Consider the following 15,289-nt stretch of genomic DNA (forward strand, 5'->3'; position numbering starts at 1 on the left):
CAGGTTAACCGCTGGACCTTCTCGTTACGTCAACTTCTAGGGTCGCGGAGGTGAGCACACACCTCCCATTCACCATCACCGGCGTCCGGGTCTTCGACGGCCGTGACGACCTCGACGTCACCTGCGTGCGAGTCGCCGACGGGCGGATCGACGCGCTCGGCGACGCCTCGATCGCGGCCGAGGGCGACGTCCTGGTCGACGGGCGCGGCGGGACGCTGCTGCCGGGCCTCATCGACGCACACGTCCATCTGCTGCCCGGCTGCACGCAGCTCGCGGCGGTGTTCGGCGTCACGACCGTGATCGATCAGTTCAGCAAGCCGGAGGTCATCGAGCCGGAGACGGCGGCCGTGCGCGCGTCCGTGCGGGGAGTCGGCCCCGTGCGGGCCGACCTGCGGACATCCGGCATCGGGGCGACCGCTCCCGGCGGCCACCCCACGATGGCGTACGCGCCGCTGCCCTACGTCGGCGAACCGACGGACGCGGCGGCGTTCGTCGACGCGCGCGTGGGCGAGGGCGCCACCCACCTGAAGGTCATCTACGACAACGGGGCCGGCGCCCTGCTGGACATCCCGACGCTCGACACCGCGACGATCGAGGCCCTGGTGCGGGAGGCGCACCGGCTCGGGCTTCCGGTGGTCGCGCACGCCTCGACGGCCGCCGGGGCGGTCACGGTGGCCCGGTGCGGCGTGGACGTGCTGGCGCACGCGCCGTTCGACGCCATGAGTGACGAGGAGGTGGACGCCGTGGCCGCCGCGGGCTGTGCGGTGATCGCGACGCTGGACGTCGTCGACGGATTCCCCGGCCCCGACGGTGTCCTGCCGCTGCTGGCCGAGCCGAGGCCGGCCGGGCGGCTGCCCGCGCGGTGGCGCAGGGTCCTGGACCGCCAGGCCCGGCGGTGGATGCCGCCTCAGCCGCCCGACGGCGCCGCGGCACGGCGCAACACCCTGGCCCTGCTGCGGGCGGGAGTGCCGGTGCTGGCCGGCACCGACGCGCCCAACCCGGGGCTGGTGTTCGGTGCGAGCCTGCACCGCGAGCTGCGGCACCTGGTCGCCGCCGGACTGAGTCCGGCCGAGGCGCTGACCGCCGCCACCGCCGTGCCCGCCGAGGTGTTCGGCCTGGCCGACCGTGGCCGGGTCGCGGTCGGCCGCCGCGCCGACCTCGTCCTGGTGGACGGCGACCCCACCGCACGCGTCGACGCCACTCAAGAGGTGCGCGCCACGTGGGTCGCCGGACGCCGCGTCGAACCCGACGCCTACCCGGGCAGCCAGGCCGAGCGCGACGGCATCACCTGGCTCCGCGCCACGAACGAAAAGATCGTCGCGGCGATGCGCGAACGCTGGCCCGGCCTGCCCGCGCCCGAGCAGGTCGTCCGGGACGACGGCGAGCCGCTCGGCCGGCTGGTGCCCGCGGCGGGAGGCTGGCAGGCCATGACCGTCTTCGGCGCCCCGCTCGGCGAGGTCACCTCCCGCGAGGAGGCCAGGGAAACGCTGCTGACCACGGGCCTGTCGTGCCTGGCCGAGCCCTGGTGGGCCCGGCCCGTGGACGAGACCCCCTGGCGCCAGGCCCGCCTGCTGGAGGTACGCCCCGACCGCGTCCGCCTGCGCTGGACCGACCCGATGGCCGAACAACCGGCGTCCGGGCAGTGGTTCGACCTCGACGACGTCGACCTGTCCTACACCCGGCCCTCGGAGTGAGCTTCACGTGTCCCGGAGGAGCCGCGGATCCTCCGGGACGCGCCTGCGAATAAATGAGCTGCCCCCTGGCGAGCCTCTTGTTAGGCTCCGGCCGCATCGGCGTCGCGCGTACGCCGTCGTCGTCCGTACGAGGAATGGGGGCTCGGCGATGCGCCAGTGGTCACAGGTCATCACGACAGAGGATCACTCGGCGGCATCGAGGACGACACTTCATGAATTCCCTGAACATCGGGGTGCTCGCGCATGTTGACGCGGGCAAGACGACGCTCACCGAGCGGCTGCTGTTCCACGCGGGCGTCATCGGCGAGCTCGGCAGCGTAGACCGGGGCACGACGCAGACCGACTCCCTGGAGCTGGAGCGGCGACGCGGGATCACCATCCGATCGGCGGTGGTGTCGTTCACCATCGACGACCTGAAGGTCAACCTGATCGACACGCCCGGCCACTCCGACTTCGTCTCCGAGGTCGAACGCGCGGTACGGGTCCTGGACGGCGCGGTGCTGGTCGTCTCGGCGGTGGAGGGCGTCCAGGTCCAGACGAGGGTCCTCATGCGCGTGCTGGCCAGGCTGCGCATCCCCACGCTGATCTTCGTCAACAAGATCGACCGGATGGGCGCGCGCCACGACGACCTGCTGCGGGACATCGCCCGCAGGCTCGCCCCCGGCGCGGTGGCGATGGGCACGGTCACCGGCCTGGGCACGCGCGACGCGGCGACCCGGCCGTACGCCCTCGACGATCCGCGGCACCTCGACCGGGTCACGGAGGTACTGGCCGACGGCGACGACTCCTTCCTGGCGGCGTACGTCCGCGCCGACGGCCGGGTCGACGCCGCGGACTGCCGGCGGCGGCTCGTCGCGCAGACCGGCCGGGCGCTGGCGCATCCGGTGTTCTTCGGTTCGGCCGTGACCGGCGTGGGCGTGGCCGAACTCGTCCGCGGCGTCCGCGAACTCCTTCCGCCGGCCGGCGGAGCGCGCGGCGACGACCTCTCCGGCACGGTGTTCACGATCGAGCGTGACGCCTCCGGCCGGAAAGCCGCGTACGCGCGACTGCACTCCGGGATCGTCGCCGTACGGGAGCACCTCACCCTCTACCGGCGCACCGGTGGCGCGCCCACCGCGTGGCAGGAGCACCGCGAGAAGATCACCGCCCTCGAGGTCTTCGACCGGGGCGGCGCGGCACCGGCTCCCCAGGCGGGGGCGGGCGACATCGTGAAGCTCCGGGGCCTCAAGGACGTACGGATCGGCGACCGGATCGGCGCGCCCGCCGACGGGCCGGACGAACCGCACTTCGCACCCCCGACCCTGGAGACCGTCGTACGGAGCGTGCGCCCGGCCGACGCTCCACTGCTCCACGGCGCGCTCCTTCGGCTGGCCGAGCAGGACCCGCTGATCAACGTACGCCTGGGCGACCACGAGATCTCCGTGCTGCTGTACGGCGAGGTGCAGAAAGAGGTCCTCCAGACACGGCTGGAGGAGGAGGCGGGCATCGCCGTCACCTTCGACGCCACGCGGACCGTCCACATCGAGCGGCCGGTCGGCGTCGGCGCGGCGTTCCACGAGATCGACCGGCACGGCGACCACGAGGTGTGCGCGACGGCCGGCTTCCGGATCGAGCCCGCCGAGGCGGGGACGGGCGTGCGGTACGGGCTGGAGGTCGAGCCGGGATCGCTGCCCGCCGCGTTCCACGCGGCCATCGAGGACAGCGTGCACGCCGCCCTCCGCCGCGGGCCGCACGGCTGGGAGGTCACGGACTGCGCGGTCACCCTGACGCACTCGGGCTACGCCAGCCCGGTCACGACCGCCGGCGACTTCCGGACGCTGACGCCCCGGCTACTGGAGCGGGCACTGCGCCAGGCCGGGACCCACGTGTACGAGCCGGTGGGCCGCTTCGAACTGGAGGTTCCGGCCGACCTGGTCAGCGGCGTGCTGGGCACGCTCACCGAGGCCGGCGCGACCCCCGACGACATGGCCGTACGGCGCGACACCGCGTACGTGACAGGCGTGATCCCGCTCGGGCGGGTGCACGAGTTCGGGCGGCGGCTGCCGGGTCAGACCCGCGGGGAAGGGGTGTTCCTGACGGAGTTCGCAGGCCACCGCCGCGTCGAGGGAACCCCGCCGCGCCGGCCGTGCCCCCGCGCGGACCGGTCCGGGTGAGGACGCCGCGCTCACCGGATCCGGCCGGGGGAAGCGTGTGATCTCAGGTCGCTCGCGTCCGGTCGGCCGTCCGCGCGGAATGATCGCACGTCGTCCGGGTCTGGTCGGGGTCACCGGGTGATCGGTCGGCGGGTCCGCGCGCGTTTGAGCTCGAAGAAGCCGTCCGTGCCCGCCACGAGAAGCACGCCGTCCCAGAGCCGGCCGGCGGCCTCGCCGCGGGGAATGGGGCTGACGACCGGGCCGAAGAACGCGATCCGCTCGCCGTCCGGTCCTGGGACGTGGATCGCCGGGGTTCCCAGGTCCTCCCCGACCGGGTCCAGACCCGCGTGCTGGCTCTCCCGGAGGGCCTCGTCGTGGTCGGTCACGTCGGCCGCGTCGGCGAGCTCGGCCGGCAATCCGACCTCGGCCAGCGCGTCCAGGTAGAGGGCCCGCCCGACGGGCGCCTTGTCGTGATGGATCCGGGTGCCGAGCGCCGTGTAGAGGTCGCGCAGCACCTCGTTTCCGTACTTCCGCTCGGCCGCCATGGCGACGCGGACGGGTCCCCACGTGTCGCGCAGCCACTCGGCGTACCAGTCCTCCAGGCCTTCACGGCCGTCGTTCAGCATCGCCAGGCTCATGACGTGGAAACGCACCTGGACGTCGCGCACCTTCTCCACCTCGAGAAGCCAGCGGGAAGCGATCCACGCCCACGGGCATTTGGGGTCGAACCACATGTCAGCACTGATCACGCGGTCAGACTAGGAAGCAGAATGGCCGGGCGTAAGGACCAATGTGCTACATACTGATTGGGCCAATGGCCTGGAGCCGGTCCGGTCGGGAAGGCGGGTCGACCGGTGGATCGGCCGGCTTCGTAGGATGACCGAGGACCTGCTGCGCTCGCGGGAGGTGCCCGACGACCTTCCGGGGAGCCCGATGGGAAACGAGCCGATTCGGCCTGACGTGACGGTCGTCGAGGTGCCGCAGTGGCAGGGATCTTCCTCGGTGACCGCCCATCGCCTACGCGCCGGAGCCCGCCTCCTCGGCGACCTCGTCCCCGCCGCCGACCGGGTGTGCGTCGACGTCGCGAATGACGACGGCGGCCGGGCGCTGGCGGCCAACGCCCGGCGGACACGCGCCGCATTGGAACGCGCCGATGGCCGGTTCACCGTCACGCTCGGCGGCGACTGCGGTGTCGAACTCGAGCCGATCGCCGCCGCGGCGCGCCGGCACGGCGACCGGCTCGCCGTCGTGTGGTTCGACGCGCACGGCGACCTCAACACACCGGAGTCCTCGCCGTCCGGCGCGTTCCACGGCATGGTGCTGCGCACGCTGCTCGGCGATGGGCCCGCGGACCTGGTGCCCGACCGGCCCCTGAAACCCCGCCAGGTCGTGCTCGCCGGAGTACGGGACCTCGACCCGGCCGAACGCGACTACGCGGCCGCCGCCGGCATCCCGGCCGTCGGCGACCCGGACGCTCTCGTCGAGGCGGTCGGCGACGCGTCCGCCGTCTACGTCCACATCGACCTCGACGTCCTCGACCCGGAGCTGTTCTGCTCCGTCGGCGTGCCCACGCCACAGGGGCTGACGCCGGACCGGCTGCTCGCGATGGTGACCGCCCTCGCACAGCGGTTCGAGGTGACCGGACTCGGCATCACCGAGTACGAGCCCGCGCGGCCCGAGGACCAGGACCTCCTCGCCGGCCTGATCCGCCCCATCGCGGACGCCTGCCGTTCGTCGGTCGCCGCGGTCGTCGAGCCCCGTGCCCGCGCCGCCTGGCCGGCGGAGTTCACCGAAGAACACGAGGGCTGGCTGCTCCGGCACACCCCCGACGTCCGACGCCGTCGCTCGAACTCCGCGGTGCCGCCCTCGTCCGGCGGTGAGGCGGCGATCGGCGACATCGAGAGGTTCTACCGGGACCGCGACCGGCCGGTCATCATCCAGGTCCCCGATGCCCTCGGCGACCTCGACGCCCTCCTGGACCGGCGGGGCTATCGCCGAGATGCGCCGACGACGGTACTGACCGCCTTCACCGAGGAGGTCGTCGCGGCCACGGCGGGCGCGGAGACGCCGTCCGTCGACGTCGACGAGGACCTGGAGCGCCCGCTGCGGGTCTTCGCCGAGTTGGACGACCACGCCGACACGACCGCCGTCGGGGAGAAGGTGATCTCCCGGATAGCGCGGCCCGCCGGGTTCGCGAGCGTGACGCGGAACGGCCGGGCCGTCGCCATGGGGCTGTTCGTGGCCGACGCGGGGTGGGCGGGCGCCTTCTGCATGGCCACCCGCCCGGACCTTCGGCGGCAGGGCGTCGGCACCGCCGTCCTCGGCGCCGGCGCACGATGGGCCGCCCGCCAGAGCGCGGACCGGCTCTACCTCCAGGTCGAGACGGGCAACGACGCCGCCTGGCGGCTCTACCGAAACGTCGGCTTCACCCCGTCATACGCCTACCACTACCGAATCGCCCCCTGACCAGCGCGACCTGGCGCCAGGAGCAGCTCCAGGTCGCACAGCCGGACCGCCAGAGGCGAGCCAGACGGGCCCGGGGCGGACCGCCGGGCCGTCAGAGGCCGGCGCGGTCGGGCGAGCCCGACTCCACCCAGCGGTAGACCGCCTCGACGCCCTCGGCGACCGTCGTACGGGGCGTCCAGCCCAGGTCTCGCTCGGCGGCGTCGATGGCCAGGGCGCTGCGCTGCAGCTCACCGGCTCGGGCCGGCGCGAACTCCGGGTCCAGGTCACGACCGGCCGCCCGGCCGAGCAGGTCGATCAGCTCCCGGACGCTCGTCTCGCGGCCGGTCCCGATGTTCCACATGCCCGGCTGGTCGGTCTGGGCGGCGGCGAGGAAGGCCCTCGCGACGTCCTTGACGAACACGTAGTCGCGGGTCTGGTGGCCGTCGCCGAACACCGTCGGCCGCTCCCCCCGGACCGCGCGCCCGCAGAAGATGCCGACCACGCCCGCCTCACCGGCGGGATCCTGGCGCGGGCCGTAGACGTTCGCGAGCCGGAGCGCCGCGTGCCGCGTGCCGTACAGCCGGTTGTACAGGCCGAGGTACTGCTCGGCGCAGTACTTCGCCGTGCCGTACGGCGCCTCCGGACCGGGCAGCACGTCCTCCGGCGTCGGTATCGGCGCGTCCACCCCGTAGATCGCGCCTCCGGTGCTGGCGAACAGCACCCGGGCCCCGACCGCACGGGCGGCCTCCAGCACGTTGACCGTGCCGACGACGTTGACGACCGCGTCGTCGGCGGGGGCGTCCACCGACACCCGTACGTCGATCTGCGCGGCCAGATGGCAGATCAGCTCCGGCCGTACGCGCTCGACGATCGAGCGGAGCGCGGCCGCGTCCGTGATGCTCGCCTTGTGGACGACGACGGAGGGGTCAAGGCGCCCCGGCCGGCCACGGGACAGGTCGTCGAGCACCGTGACCTCGTCGCCGTTGTCGAGGAAGACGTCCGTCAGATGAGAGCCGATGAAGCCGGCGCCGCCGGTCACGAGGATGCGCATGTTCCGCAAGCGTAGGCGATCCGCACGCCACCCCGGCATCGACCGACGGCGAATGTGGATACGCAGTTCCCTACCGGCCGGTGTGGATATTCGCACGCCGGCCGGTGGCGCGCCGCGGGCGGTCGGGGCACCGGTCCGCGGCGGCCCGCGCGCCGGCTCGGGATCGAGTGGTGGCGTGGCGCGGGCCGCCGGGGCACGGTGCGAGTTCCCCGGTCAGGCGGCGGGCACCTTGTCGAGGAAGCCGTGGACGTTCTGGATCCGGCCGTCTTCGGCGAGGACCACCACGTCGAACCCGATGATGATCGCCTCGGCGCCGGCCGGGCCGAGCTCCCAGGTGAACCGGGCCAGGTTGTGGTGGGCGTCGACCACCGCGCCGGGGCGGAAGACGAAGTCGGGGAACTGGGCCTGCACGGCGCCGATGACCGCGTCGATGCCGTCGTGCCCGGCCACGTCGGCCAGCGGGTCCAGGTAGGTGCCGTCCTCGGTCCACAGCGCCTCGACTGCGGCACGGCGGGCGGCGGGGTCCTTCTCGTTCCAGGTGTCGATGTAGCGGCCGACCAGCTCGTTGATGTCGCTCATTGCGTTCCTCCTTGAGATCCGATGCCTCAAAGATGCCGAGCGACGAGCAGAAGATCGATTACGTGGGAGGTAACGGCCCCGACTCGACGTGGCTGTGCGCCGGGGCGGTCCGTTGTTTCCCGAGGGCCTGGGCGTTGGGGAGCGTAACCCTCAGGGCCTGGTCTCACGGTGTCACAGGTCCATGACGGCGAGGACGAAGTGCACGTCCTCGTTCCCCTCGTTCGCGTACGAGTGCGGCCGGTCGCCGTGGAAGACGGCGGCATCCCCGGCGCCGATCTCGGTGCGGCTGCCGTCGACGGTGAGGCTCAGGCATCCGGAGTCCACGGTGACGACCTCGCGGGTGCCGGGCGTGTGCGGCTCGCTGTCGCGGCACTCGCCCGGGCGCAGGACCCACCGCCACAGCTCGACGGACGGGCGGGGATCGCTGCCGGCCAGGAGTGTGCCGGTGCCGCCGGCCGCGCCGTGCCACAGGACGACGTGACGCTCGGCGGGGAAGAACTGGATCGGCGGCTCCTCCTCGACCTGTACGAGCCGGGTGAGAGGCACTCCGAGGGCCTCTGAGACGCGGATGAGCGTGCCGAGGTTGGGGTTGCCCCGGGCCTGTTCCAGCGCTACCAGGACGCCCTTGCTGACCCCTGCCCGCGCGGCGAGCTGATCGAGGCTCCAACCGTGCGCCGCGCGCAGGGAGCGTACGGTGCGGGCGACCGCGTCGCCGACCTTGTCCGTCACGCAGGACACCCTAGATGGTCATTTCATTGAACCGGACGGTATGCTGAACCGACCGATGATTCGAGAGGATGGGTCCATGCTCGAGCAGATCGTCATCGATGATGCGATCCGCACCTTGCGTCCCGACTTCGCGGTCCTGCTCATGACCGCGGAGGGGCTGACGAACGCCCCGTCGGACGGCCGCGTCGCCGACTCCGCCGCGGCCGACGGCGTCGGCGGTGGTCATGTCGAGGCCTGGCGGGAGGCGTACCGGGGGTTCGGCGTCAACCCCAAACGCGCCCGCCCGTCGGTGGACGCCCTCCTGCGCCGTGGCGACCTGCCGGAGATCAACCGGGTCGTGGACGCCTACAACACGATCAGTGTCCGGTTCGAGCTGCCGATCGGTGGCGAGGACCTCGACGCGTACGACGGTCCGGCACGGCTGGTCCGCGCCGGCGGGGACGAGCGCTTCGACACGGTCAAGAACGGCGAGGCGGTCGTCGAGCACCCCGACCCCGGCGAGGTCATCTGGCGCGACGGCTCGGGCGTGACCTGCCGCCGCTGGAACTGGCGTCAGTGCACCCGCACCCGCATCACCGAGGACACCAAGAACGCCCTGTTCATCCTGGAGCGGCTGGAGCCGTACCCGATGGACGTGCTGGCAGCCGCGGGGGAAGCGCTGACCGGCCTGCTCACCGAGATCTCCCCGGGCGCCGTCGTCCGTACGCGCCTGATCGAACCGTGATCATCGCACTCGCCCTGGCCTCCGCGATCGCCTTCGGCGCCGGCGACTTCTGCGGCGGTGCGGCCTCGCGGCGGATCGACGACCTTCGTGTCCTGCTGGTCAGCCTGCCCACCGGGCTGCTCCTGCTACTCGGGGTTGCGGTGCTCGGCGGTCCGTCGAACGCGACCGCGCTCGGCTGGGGAGCCCTCTCCGGAATCGCCGGGGGAGCCGGGCTGCTCGTCTTCTACCGGGCCCTGGCCATGGGCCCGATGAGCGTGGTCGCCCCGGTGTCCGGGCTCCTGGCCGCCGTCGTGCCCGCGGTCGTCGGCATCGCGCGCGGCGACCGGCTGAGCCTGATGGCGATCGCCGGGATCGTCCTGTGCCTGCTGGCCGTCTGCTTCGTCAGCATCGAGCGGGGCGGCGGGCCGGTCCGGCTGACGGGCGGTCCCGTCCTGGCGGTGGTCGCGGGTACGTGCTTCGGCCTGTTCTTCGTGATCATCCACTTGGGCGACGACGGCACCATGTGGCCGCTGGCGGTGTCCAAGGCGGCCAGCCTCGCGGTGGTGCTCGTCGTGGCCGTCCTGGCGCGCCGTGGCCCCCTTCCGCTGCTCAGGAACCGCGGCGCCCTCGGCATCGCCCTGCTCGCCGGCGTCCTCGACGTGCTCGGCAACGCGCTGTACGTCCTCGCCGCGCGGGCGGGTGCGCTGAGCATCGCCGGGGTGCTCAGCTCGCTCTACCCGGCCAGCACCGTGCTGCTGGCCCGCCTCGTGTACGGCGAACGGCTGCGGCCGATCCAGCGCCTCGGCCTCGCCATCGCGGTCGTCGGCGTCACCCTCGTCACGACCGGCTGAGACGGCGTCTCGGAACCTCCAAGCGTCATTGCGATTCGTAAGGCAGGTCGCAGCCGCCGGCCGGTCGGAACCACTCCGGGGACATCGGGGAATCAGAGTCGACCGTGGTTCTCGGAAAGGAGTCCGCCGGATGGCCGGCTCCCCGCACCGGCCCCCACCCCTTCCTCACGCGCCACGCGTAACCTCAGCCGGCACCGAACGCCGGACGGGAGCACCCGTCCGGCGTTCTTGCGCTCGTCCTCGGGAAAAGGGAGTCGTCGTCGCCCGAGCCGCCGGCCGGATGGTCGGCCGACGGATGCCGCTGAAACACAGCGGCGCGGAGTGCTTCGCGCGCCGTCGGTGTGCCAGTGAGACGGCCACGACCGGTCGAGACGGTCGGGCGGCGCGGATGAGCGTCGGCCCGACCGTCTTCGGTGTACGACCCCGCAGGGGTCAGTGGCTGCTGAGGTCGGCGACGGCGTTCGAGTGCTGGGGGGTCGACCGGAGGCCGGCGGATTCCAGGGCCTTGCGGTAGGCCTCCATCATCGCCTCGGTGTCTCCCGCGGCGCCGAACAGGTCGCCCAGCTCCCGCCAGACCCGCGCGGTCGCCCGCGACGGGGCGAGCACGTCGAGTTCGCCGCCGGTCGCGCGGAGCGCGGTCAGCGCCTCCTTGTGCTCACCGGTGGCGACGAGCGCCTGGGCGAGCATGAGCCGGGCCCGGATGACGGTGACCGAGCCGCCGGGGTGGGAGGCGAGCTCGGTCAGGACCCGCTGGGCGATCGTCACCGCGGCGGCGGGCTCTCCGAGCACCATCTTCGAACGTGCCGTCTCGATGAGGCACTCGGCCGCGTCGGCGCCGCTCAGCGCCTGCTGCGCCGTGTGCAGGAGCTCCAGGGCCTTGTTCGCGGCGTCCGGCGACGCGTCGCCGGGCAGCAGGCTGCGTGCCGACGCGACGCGGAGGCGGGCCTGCGCGGTGGTCAGCGTGTCGCCCGCGTGCAGCGCGAGCGCCTGGTCGGCGAGGTAGAGGGACTCTCCGCCCGCGCCTTCCTCGAGCGCCCGCCGGCTGGCCTTCCGGTAGGCCGTGATCATGACGGTGGGGTCCAGCTCGGACGCGGCGAGGAGGCGCTCGGCGAGCGTCCGCGCCTGCGCGGCGTCGCCGCGATCGAGGTAGGTGCTGATGAGGGTACGTCCGACCTCCGCGGCCTCCTCGCCGCCGAGCAGACCGAGCTCGGCCAGGCGCTCCAGCGCGGACTCGCCGAGCGCGATCGTACGGCCGAGGTCGCCGGCGGCGCGGTAACAGCGGGCGAGGACGACGATGACGGGCAGCCATCCCGCCCGGCCGCGGTCCCTCCCGGCCTCCTCACGGAGCTCCTCGAGCGCCCTGATGGCCTCTTCGCCGTCGCCACGGGCCTCCAGCGCGCGGGCCTGCCCCCACCGGGCCCGCTTGGCCAGGTCGGGGTCGTTGTCGACCGCGGAGAGGATGTCGCCGAACATCCTGAGCGCCTGATCGGCGTCGCCGGCCAGCAGAGCGAGCTCAGCGTGGCGGACGCGGACCTGGAGATGCAGGCGCTCTTCCGGCTCGATGCCCTCGGACAGGTACTCCGGCAGGCAGCCCAGCCGGCTCGCGAGTAGCCGGACAACTGCGGGCGTCGGGGTTCGCTTCCCCGACTCGATCAATGAGATGTAACTGTCGGACAGCTCCGTCCCCGCCAGCTGCGCCTGAGACAGATGTTTACTCAGACGTAGGTTACGGACTCGCTCACCGACGCTTCCTTGACCCGGCATCTCGACTCACTTACCGAAGGGTTTCACCCGGAATGGGTTACGTCTTGTTCGTAGGGTGCACTACCTCACACATGGAGAGTAACCCAAACGACACGGACAACGTGGAGAAGTTTTGGTCAAGACCGGGGTCGAATCAGTCGTCAGCGTCGTCCTTGCTCGGAAAGATCATGCTGCAGACCTCGAGGTAGAGCTGTTCGGGGTAGGGGAGGAAGCTGACGACGCGGAACGCCTGGTCCTGACCTGCGGACTCGAGAACGAACTCCCCGTAGCCGAGCATCCGCCCGGTGATGGACCGCTGGAAGCTCATGTCCGTGACCTTCGACAGCGGCATCATGGCCACCTTACGGGTCAGTAGGCCCGTGGTCAGGAGCATGCGCTGGTTCGTTATGACGAAGTAGTCAACGGACCACTCGGCGACCTTCCACACGAACCACGCGAGCAGGATCAGCCAGGCCCACCAGATCCAGCTGACGACAGACCCGCCCTGCTTGGCCAGCAGGTTGCTCAGCACCCCGGCGACGATGAGGCCGCCGAGCACGAAGCCGATCGGGGTCATGAGCACCGCCGGATGGCGCCGGACGGTGATCACCTGGTGCTCGTGCGGCAGGAGGTAGCGGTGGATCGATGCGGGCGCCGAATCGCCCGGCGTGACGAGCCTCATGGCGCGGTCACGAATTCAGCGGGCGAATCGCTCGCCGGAGCCCGGCCGCCGGACGCGTGACGGGCGATGGGTCTCGTGCCGTGGGACTTCCCCAACAGCACGGGCGTCAAGGCCCCGTCCGCCCGAGTGAGGTACTTCTTCAAGGAAACCCCGCCTCCCGAAGGCCGACCCACTGACCCATTTAATTTGTACACCAGGCGACGATCCAGCCGCAAAGAGCCGCGCGAACGGATGCGCCGGATCGCGTCGAAGTACGGGCGCTCGCGCCAGGACGCGCGCTAGACGACGCCGTACAGACGGTCGCCCGCGTCGCCGAGGCCGGGGACGATGAAGCCGTTCTCGTTCAGGTGTGAGTCGACCGCGGCGGTGACGATCCGGACCGGCACCTTGCAGTCCGCGAGCTTCTCCTCCATATGGGCGAGGCCCTCGGGCGCGGCGAGCAGGCAGATGGCGGTGACGTCGTCGGCGCCCCGGTCCATGAGCAGCTGGATCGCCGCGGCGAGCGTGCCGCCCGTGGCCAGCATCGGGTCCAGGACGTAGCACTGGCGGCCCGACAGGTCGTCCGGCAGCCGCGTCGCGTACGTCGTCGCCTTCAGTGTGCCCTCGTCCCGCACCATGCCGAGGAACCCGACCTCGGCCGTCGGTAGCAGCCGGGTCATCCCGTCGAGCATTCCGAGCCCGGCGCGCAGGATCGGCACCACCAGGGGCTGCGGCCGCGTCAGCCGTACGCCTTCGGCCGGCCCGACGGGTGTGTCGACCGTCACAGGAGCGACACGAACGTCACGGGTCGCCTCGTACGCGAGCAGGGTCACCAGCTCGTCGGCGAGCCGGCGGAACGTGGGCGAGTCGGTGGTCGCGTCGCGGAGCGTCGTGAGCTTGTGCGCGACGAGGGGGTGGTCGACGACGAGGGTCTTCATATCCCGAACGGTATCCGAATGGATGCCTGAGCATGGGGAACGTACCGGCCATGAGCGAAGGGATGAGCCCCGAGGAGGTCCGCGAGCGGCTGCGCCGCAGAGCGGTCTTCCTCCGGGAGTTGGCCGAGGCGAGGGAGCTCCGGAAACGCGTGTCCCCCCGCCGATCACGCCGAGAACGGGTCCGTGAGGCAGTCCGCATGCGCACCTTCCGATCCAACTGACCGGACCCGGGTTTTCCCGTGCCGCGAATCTTTGGGCTCCGCATCTGCCAAGATGCCCGAGCAGGACGCGCGCGGCTGGGGTGAAGATGACTGAACTGGACACGGCGGACTTCGCTGTCGTGGTCTATCGCGAAACCGACGCGTGGGAAGTCGAACAGCTTCCCATCGCGCTGACAGAAGACCTCGAGGGGCTGATCCATGCCCTACGGCAGCAGCCCAGCATCGGGGGCACGATCGGGTTGGTCGCGGTCGGCGACGACTTCTTCGTGGCCCTCCGGATGCTCGCCGACGAGGTCCTGGTCTTCCTCTCGGACGTCACCGCGTCCGTCGACTGGGTGCTGGCCCGGCAGATCGTCGAGTACCTCGAACTCGACATCCCCGACGACGAGGAACTCGACCAGGTGCTTCCCGCGGGAGACATGTCGATCTTCGCCGACCTCGGCCTCGACGAGATGGAGCTCGGCGCCCTGTCCGGCGACCTCGACCTCTACCCCGACGAGATGCTGGCGAGCATCGCCAAACGACTCGGATTCGGCGCCGCCTTCGAGCGTGCGATCGGTTGACCGCGGCTTCGGGAGAGAATAGAAGCGTGCCGTACTTCTCCGCGGTGTTCGCGCGTGGCGACGCCGGATGGATCGGGACCGAGCCCGACCTCAGCGAGGTCACCGGTCTCGAGGACATCGCCGACATCATGCGAGAGGCTGCCGTCGAGACGGCGGCCGACACGGTCGTCCTGCTCGTCGAGCAGGAGGACGAATGGTTCGTCGTGGTCCGCCTGGACGACGGCGAGGACCCCCGCGTCTTCCTCTCCGACGGTCGAGCCCCCGTCGGCAGCGAACTGGCCGAGATGCTCAGCGAGCAGCTCGACACCGAAGACGTGTCCACCGACGACCCGGTCGGCGACGCCGAACTCCTCGCCGACCTCGGAACCACCTCCGGCGCCCTGACCGCCCTCGGCGAGCGAACCCTCCCCGGCGACGCGCTGTCGGTCGTCGCCGAAGGAGCCGGGTTCGCCGAGGAGTACGAGCGGCTCCGCTAGCCGGGGCCGTCATGGACACCGGAGGGCCGACGGCGGACGAGGCGATGCGGCTCGCCCTCGAGGAGGCGCGGCGGGCCGCCGCCGACGTGCCCGTCGGCGCGATCGTGCTCGCCCCCACCGGCCAGGTCATCGGCGCGGGCCACAACGAACGCGAACGCACCGGCGACCCGACCGCGCACGCCGAGATCCTCGCCATCCGCCAGGCCGCCGCCCACCAGGGCGAATGGCGACTGACCGGCTGCACCCTCGCCGTCACCCTCGAGCCCTGCACCATGTGCGCCGGAGCCGCCGTCCTCGCCCGGCTCGACCGCGTCGTCTTCGGCGCCTTCGACCCCAAGGCCGGGGCCGTCGGCTCCCTCTGGGACGTCGTACGCGACCGCCGCCTCAACCACCGCCCCGAAGTCATCGCCGGCGTCCTCGCCGACGAGTGCGCCGCCCTGCTCACCGAATTCTTCGCCGGCCGACGGGACCGAGGACCATCCGACTTCCGGTAGGCTCCCGTC

Annotated in this window: 15 protein-coding genes; 8 read left to right on the top strand and 7 right to left on the bottom strand. The window is 71.9% G+C overall.

From position 1 onward, the window contains the following. Positions 1-50 precede the first annotated feature (50 nt). A complete protein-coding gene (locus tag ACYVF7_RS00550; protein ID WP_460333120.1) occupies positions 51-1,694 on the top strand; it encodes an amidohydrolase family protein in 1,644 nt (547 codons plus the stop codon). A gap of 212 nt (positions 1,695-1,906) precedes the next feature. Further along, positions 1,907-3,847, top strand: a complete 1,941-nt coding sequence (locus ACYVF7_RS00555; RefSeq protein ID WP_460333123.1) for a GTP-binding protein — start codon at positions 1,907-1,909, stop codon at positions 3,845-3,847. A 110-nt stretch (positions 3,848-3,957) separates the two neighbouring features. Here ACYVF7_RS00555 and ACYVF7_RS00560 read toward each other — a convergent pair whose 3' ends face one another. Next, complete coding sequence (locus ACYVF7_RS00560; RefSeq protein WP_460357728.1) at positions 3,958-4,560, bottom strand: mycothiol-dependent nitroreductase Rv2466c family protein; 603 nt, start codon at positions 4,558-4,560, stop codon at positions 3,958-3,960. 142 nt (positions 4,561-4,702) lie between these two features. Here ACYVF7_RS00560 and ACYVF7_RS00565 point away from each other — a divergent pair, with 142 nt between their 5' ends. Then, a complete protein-coding gene (locus tag ACYVF7_RS00565) occupies positions 4,703-6,292 on the top strand; it encodes a GNAT family N-acetyltransferase (protein WP_460333126.1) in 1,590 nt (529 codons plus the stop codon). 91 nt (positions 6,293-6,383) lie between these two features. Here the strand turns inward: ACYVF7_RS00565 and ACYVF7_RS00570 are convergent, their stop codons facing one another. The 3 genes from ACYVF7_RS00570 to ACYVF7_RS00580 all read right to left on the bottom strand — a co-directional run bounded on the left by ACYVF7_RS00570 (position 6,384) and on the right by ACYVF7_RS00580 (position 8,630). Further along, positions 6,384-7,322 (bottom strand): NAD-dependent epimerase/dehydratase family protein, encoded by a 939-nt coding sequence (locus tag ACYVF7_RS00570; RefSeq protein WP_460333129.1) that lies wholly within the window; start codon positions 7,320-7,322, stop codon positions 6,384-6,386. A 213-nt stretch (positions 7,323-7,535) separates the two neighbouring features. Next, entirely contained in the window at positions 7,536-7,901 is a 366-nt protein-coding gene (locus ACYVF7_RS00575; RefSeq protein ID WP_460333132.1) for a nuclear transport factor 2 family protein, read from the bottom strand. A gap of 171 nt (positions 7,902-8,072) precedes the next feature. After that, on the bottom strand, positions 8,073-8,630 hold the full coding sequence (locus ACYVF7_RS00580; protein WP_460333135.1) for a helix-turn-helix domain-containing protein: 558 nt from the start codon (positions 8,628-8,630) through the stop codon (positions 8,073-8,075). A gap of 76 nt (positions 8,631-8,706) precedes the next feature. Between ACYVF7_RS00580 and ACYVF7_RS00585 the strand changes: the two genes are divergently transcribed. Together ACYVF7_RS00585 and ACYVF7_RS00590 are read left to right on the top strand one after the other, a co-directional pair. Next, complete coding sequence (locus ACYVF7_RS00585) at positions 8,707-9,354, top strand: B3/B4 domain-containing protein (RefSeq protein ID WP_460333137.1); 648 nt, start codon at positions 8,707-8,709, stop codon at positions 9,352-9,354. Next, a complete protein-coding gene (locus ACYVF7_RS00590; RefSeq protein ID WP_460333140.1) occupies positions 9,351-10,184 on the top strand; it encodes an EamA family transporter in 834 nt (277 codons plus the stop codon). The genes ACYVF7_RS00585 and ACYVF7_RS00590 overlap by 4 nt, the downstream gene beginning before the upstream one ends. Before the next feature lie 432 nt (positions 10,185-10,616). On the opposite strand, the gene ACYVF7_RS00595 is transcribed toward ACYVF7_RS00590, so the two are convergent. From ACYVF7_RS00595 to upp, 3 genes are all read right to left on the bottom strand, one after another. After that, positions 10,617-11,948: a helix-turn-helix domain-containing protein gene (locus tag ACYVF7_RS00595; protein WP_460333144.1), complete on the bottom strand. Its 1,332-nt coding sequence runs from the start codon at positions 11,946-11,948 to the stop codon at positions 10,617-10,619. 133 nt (positions 11,949-12,081) lie between these two features. Beyond that, on the bottom strand, positions 12,082-12,609 hold the full coding sequence (locus ACYVF7_RS00600; protein WP_360882293.1) for a PH domain-containing protein: 528 nt from the start codon (positions 12,607-12,609) through the stop codon (positions 12,082-12,084). Between the two features lie 278 nt (positions 12,610-12,887). After that, on the bottom strand, positions 12,888-13,526 hold the full coding sequence (gene upp, locus ACYVF7_RS00605; RefSeq protein WP_460333148.1) for a uracil phosphoribosyltransferase: 639 nt from the start codon (positions 13,524-13,526) through the stop codon (positions 12,888-12,890). Between the two features lie 307 nt (positions 13,527-13,833). On the opposite strand from upp, the gene ACYVF7_RS00610 reads away from it, so the two are divergent. From ACYVF7_RS00610 to tadA, 3 genes are read left to right on the top strand one after another with little or no spacing between them, the layout of a single operon-like run. Beyond that, positions 13,834-14,310, top strand: coding sequence for a tRNA adenosine deaminase-associated protein (locus tag ACYVF7_RS00610; protein WP_460333151.1), 477 nt, complete (start codon positions 13,834-13,836; stop codon positions 14,308-14,310). A 26-nt stretch (positions 14,311-14,336) separates the two neighbouring features. Further along, positions 14,337-14,786 (top strand): tRNA adenosine deaminase-associated protein, encoded by a 450-nt coding sequence (locus ACYVF7_RS00615; RefSeq protein ID WP_460333154.1) that lies wholly within the window; start codon positions 14,337-14,339, stop codon positions 14,784-14,786. 11 nt (positions 14,787-14,797) lie between these two features. Beyond that, positions 14,798-15,280: a tRNA adenosine(34) deaminase TadA gene (gene tadA / locus ACYVF7_RS00620; protein ID WP_460333157.1), complete on the top strand. Its 483-nt coding sequence runs from the start codon at positions 14,798-14,800 to the stop codon at positions 15,278-15,280. Positions 15,281-15,289 lie beyond the last annotated feature (9 nt).

Source organism: Actinoallomurus acanthiterrae (assembly GCF_054775715.1).

Bases quoted from the DNA above. Each gene is read 5' to 3' on its own strand.
- ACYVF7_RS00565 (WP_460333126.1), top strand. From the start codon at position 4,703: ATGACCGAGGACCTGCTGCGCTCGCGGGAGGTGCCCGACGACCTTCCG.
- ACYVF7_RS00610 (WP_460333151.1), top strand. From the start codon at position 13,834: ATGACTGAACTGGACACGGCGGACTTCGCTGTCGTGGTCTATCGCGAA.
- tadA (WP_460333157.1), top strand. From the start codon at position 14,798: ATGGACACCGGAGGGCCGACGGCGGACGAGGCGATGCGGCTCGCCCTC.
- ACYVF7_RS00585 (WP_460333137.1), top strand. From the start codon at position 8,707: ATGCTCGAGCAGATCGTCATCGATGATGCGATCCGCACCTTGCGTCCC.
- ACYVF7_RS00600 (WP_360882293.1), bottom strand. From the start codon at position 12,609: ATGAGGCTCGTCACGCCGGGCGATTCGGCGCCCGCATCGATCCACCGC.
- ACYVF7_RS00575 (WP_460333132.1), bottom strand. From the start codon at position 7,901: ATGAGCGACATCAACGAGCTGGTCGGCCGCTACATCGACACCTGGAAC.
- ACYVF7_RS00595 (WP_460333144.1), bottom strand. From the start codon at position 11,948: ATGCCGGGTCAAGGAAGCGTCGGTGAGCGAGTCCGTAACCTACGTCTG.
- ACYVF7_RS00555 (WP_460333123.1), top strand. From the start codon at position 1,907: ATGAATTCCCTGAACATCGGGGTGCTCGCGCATGTTGACGCGGGCAAG.
- ACYVF7_RS00560 (WP_460357728.1), bottom strand. From the start codon at position 4,560: ATGTGGTTCGACCCCAAATGCCCGTGGGCGTGGATCGCTTCCCGCTGG.
- upp (WP_460333148.1), bottom strand. From the start codon at position 13,526: ATGAAGACCCTCGTCGTCGACCACCCCCTCGTCGCGCACAAGCTCACG.
- ACYVF7_RS00570 (WP_460333129.1), bottom strand. From the start codon at position 7,322: ATGCGCATCCTCGTGACCGGCGGCGCCGGCTTCATCGGCTCTCATCTG.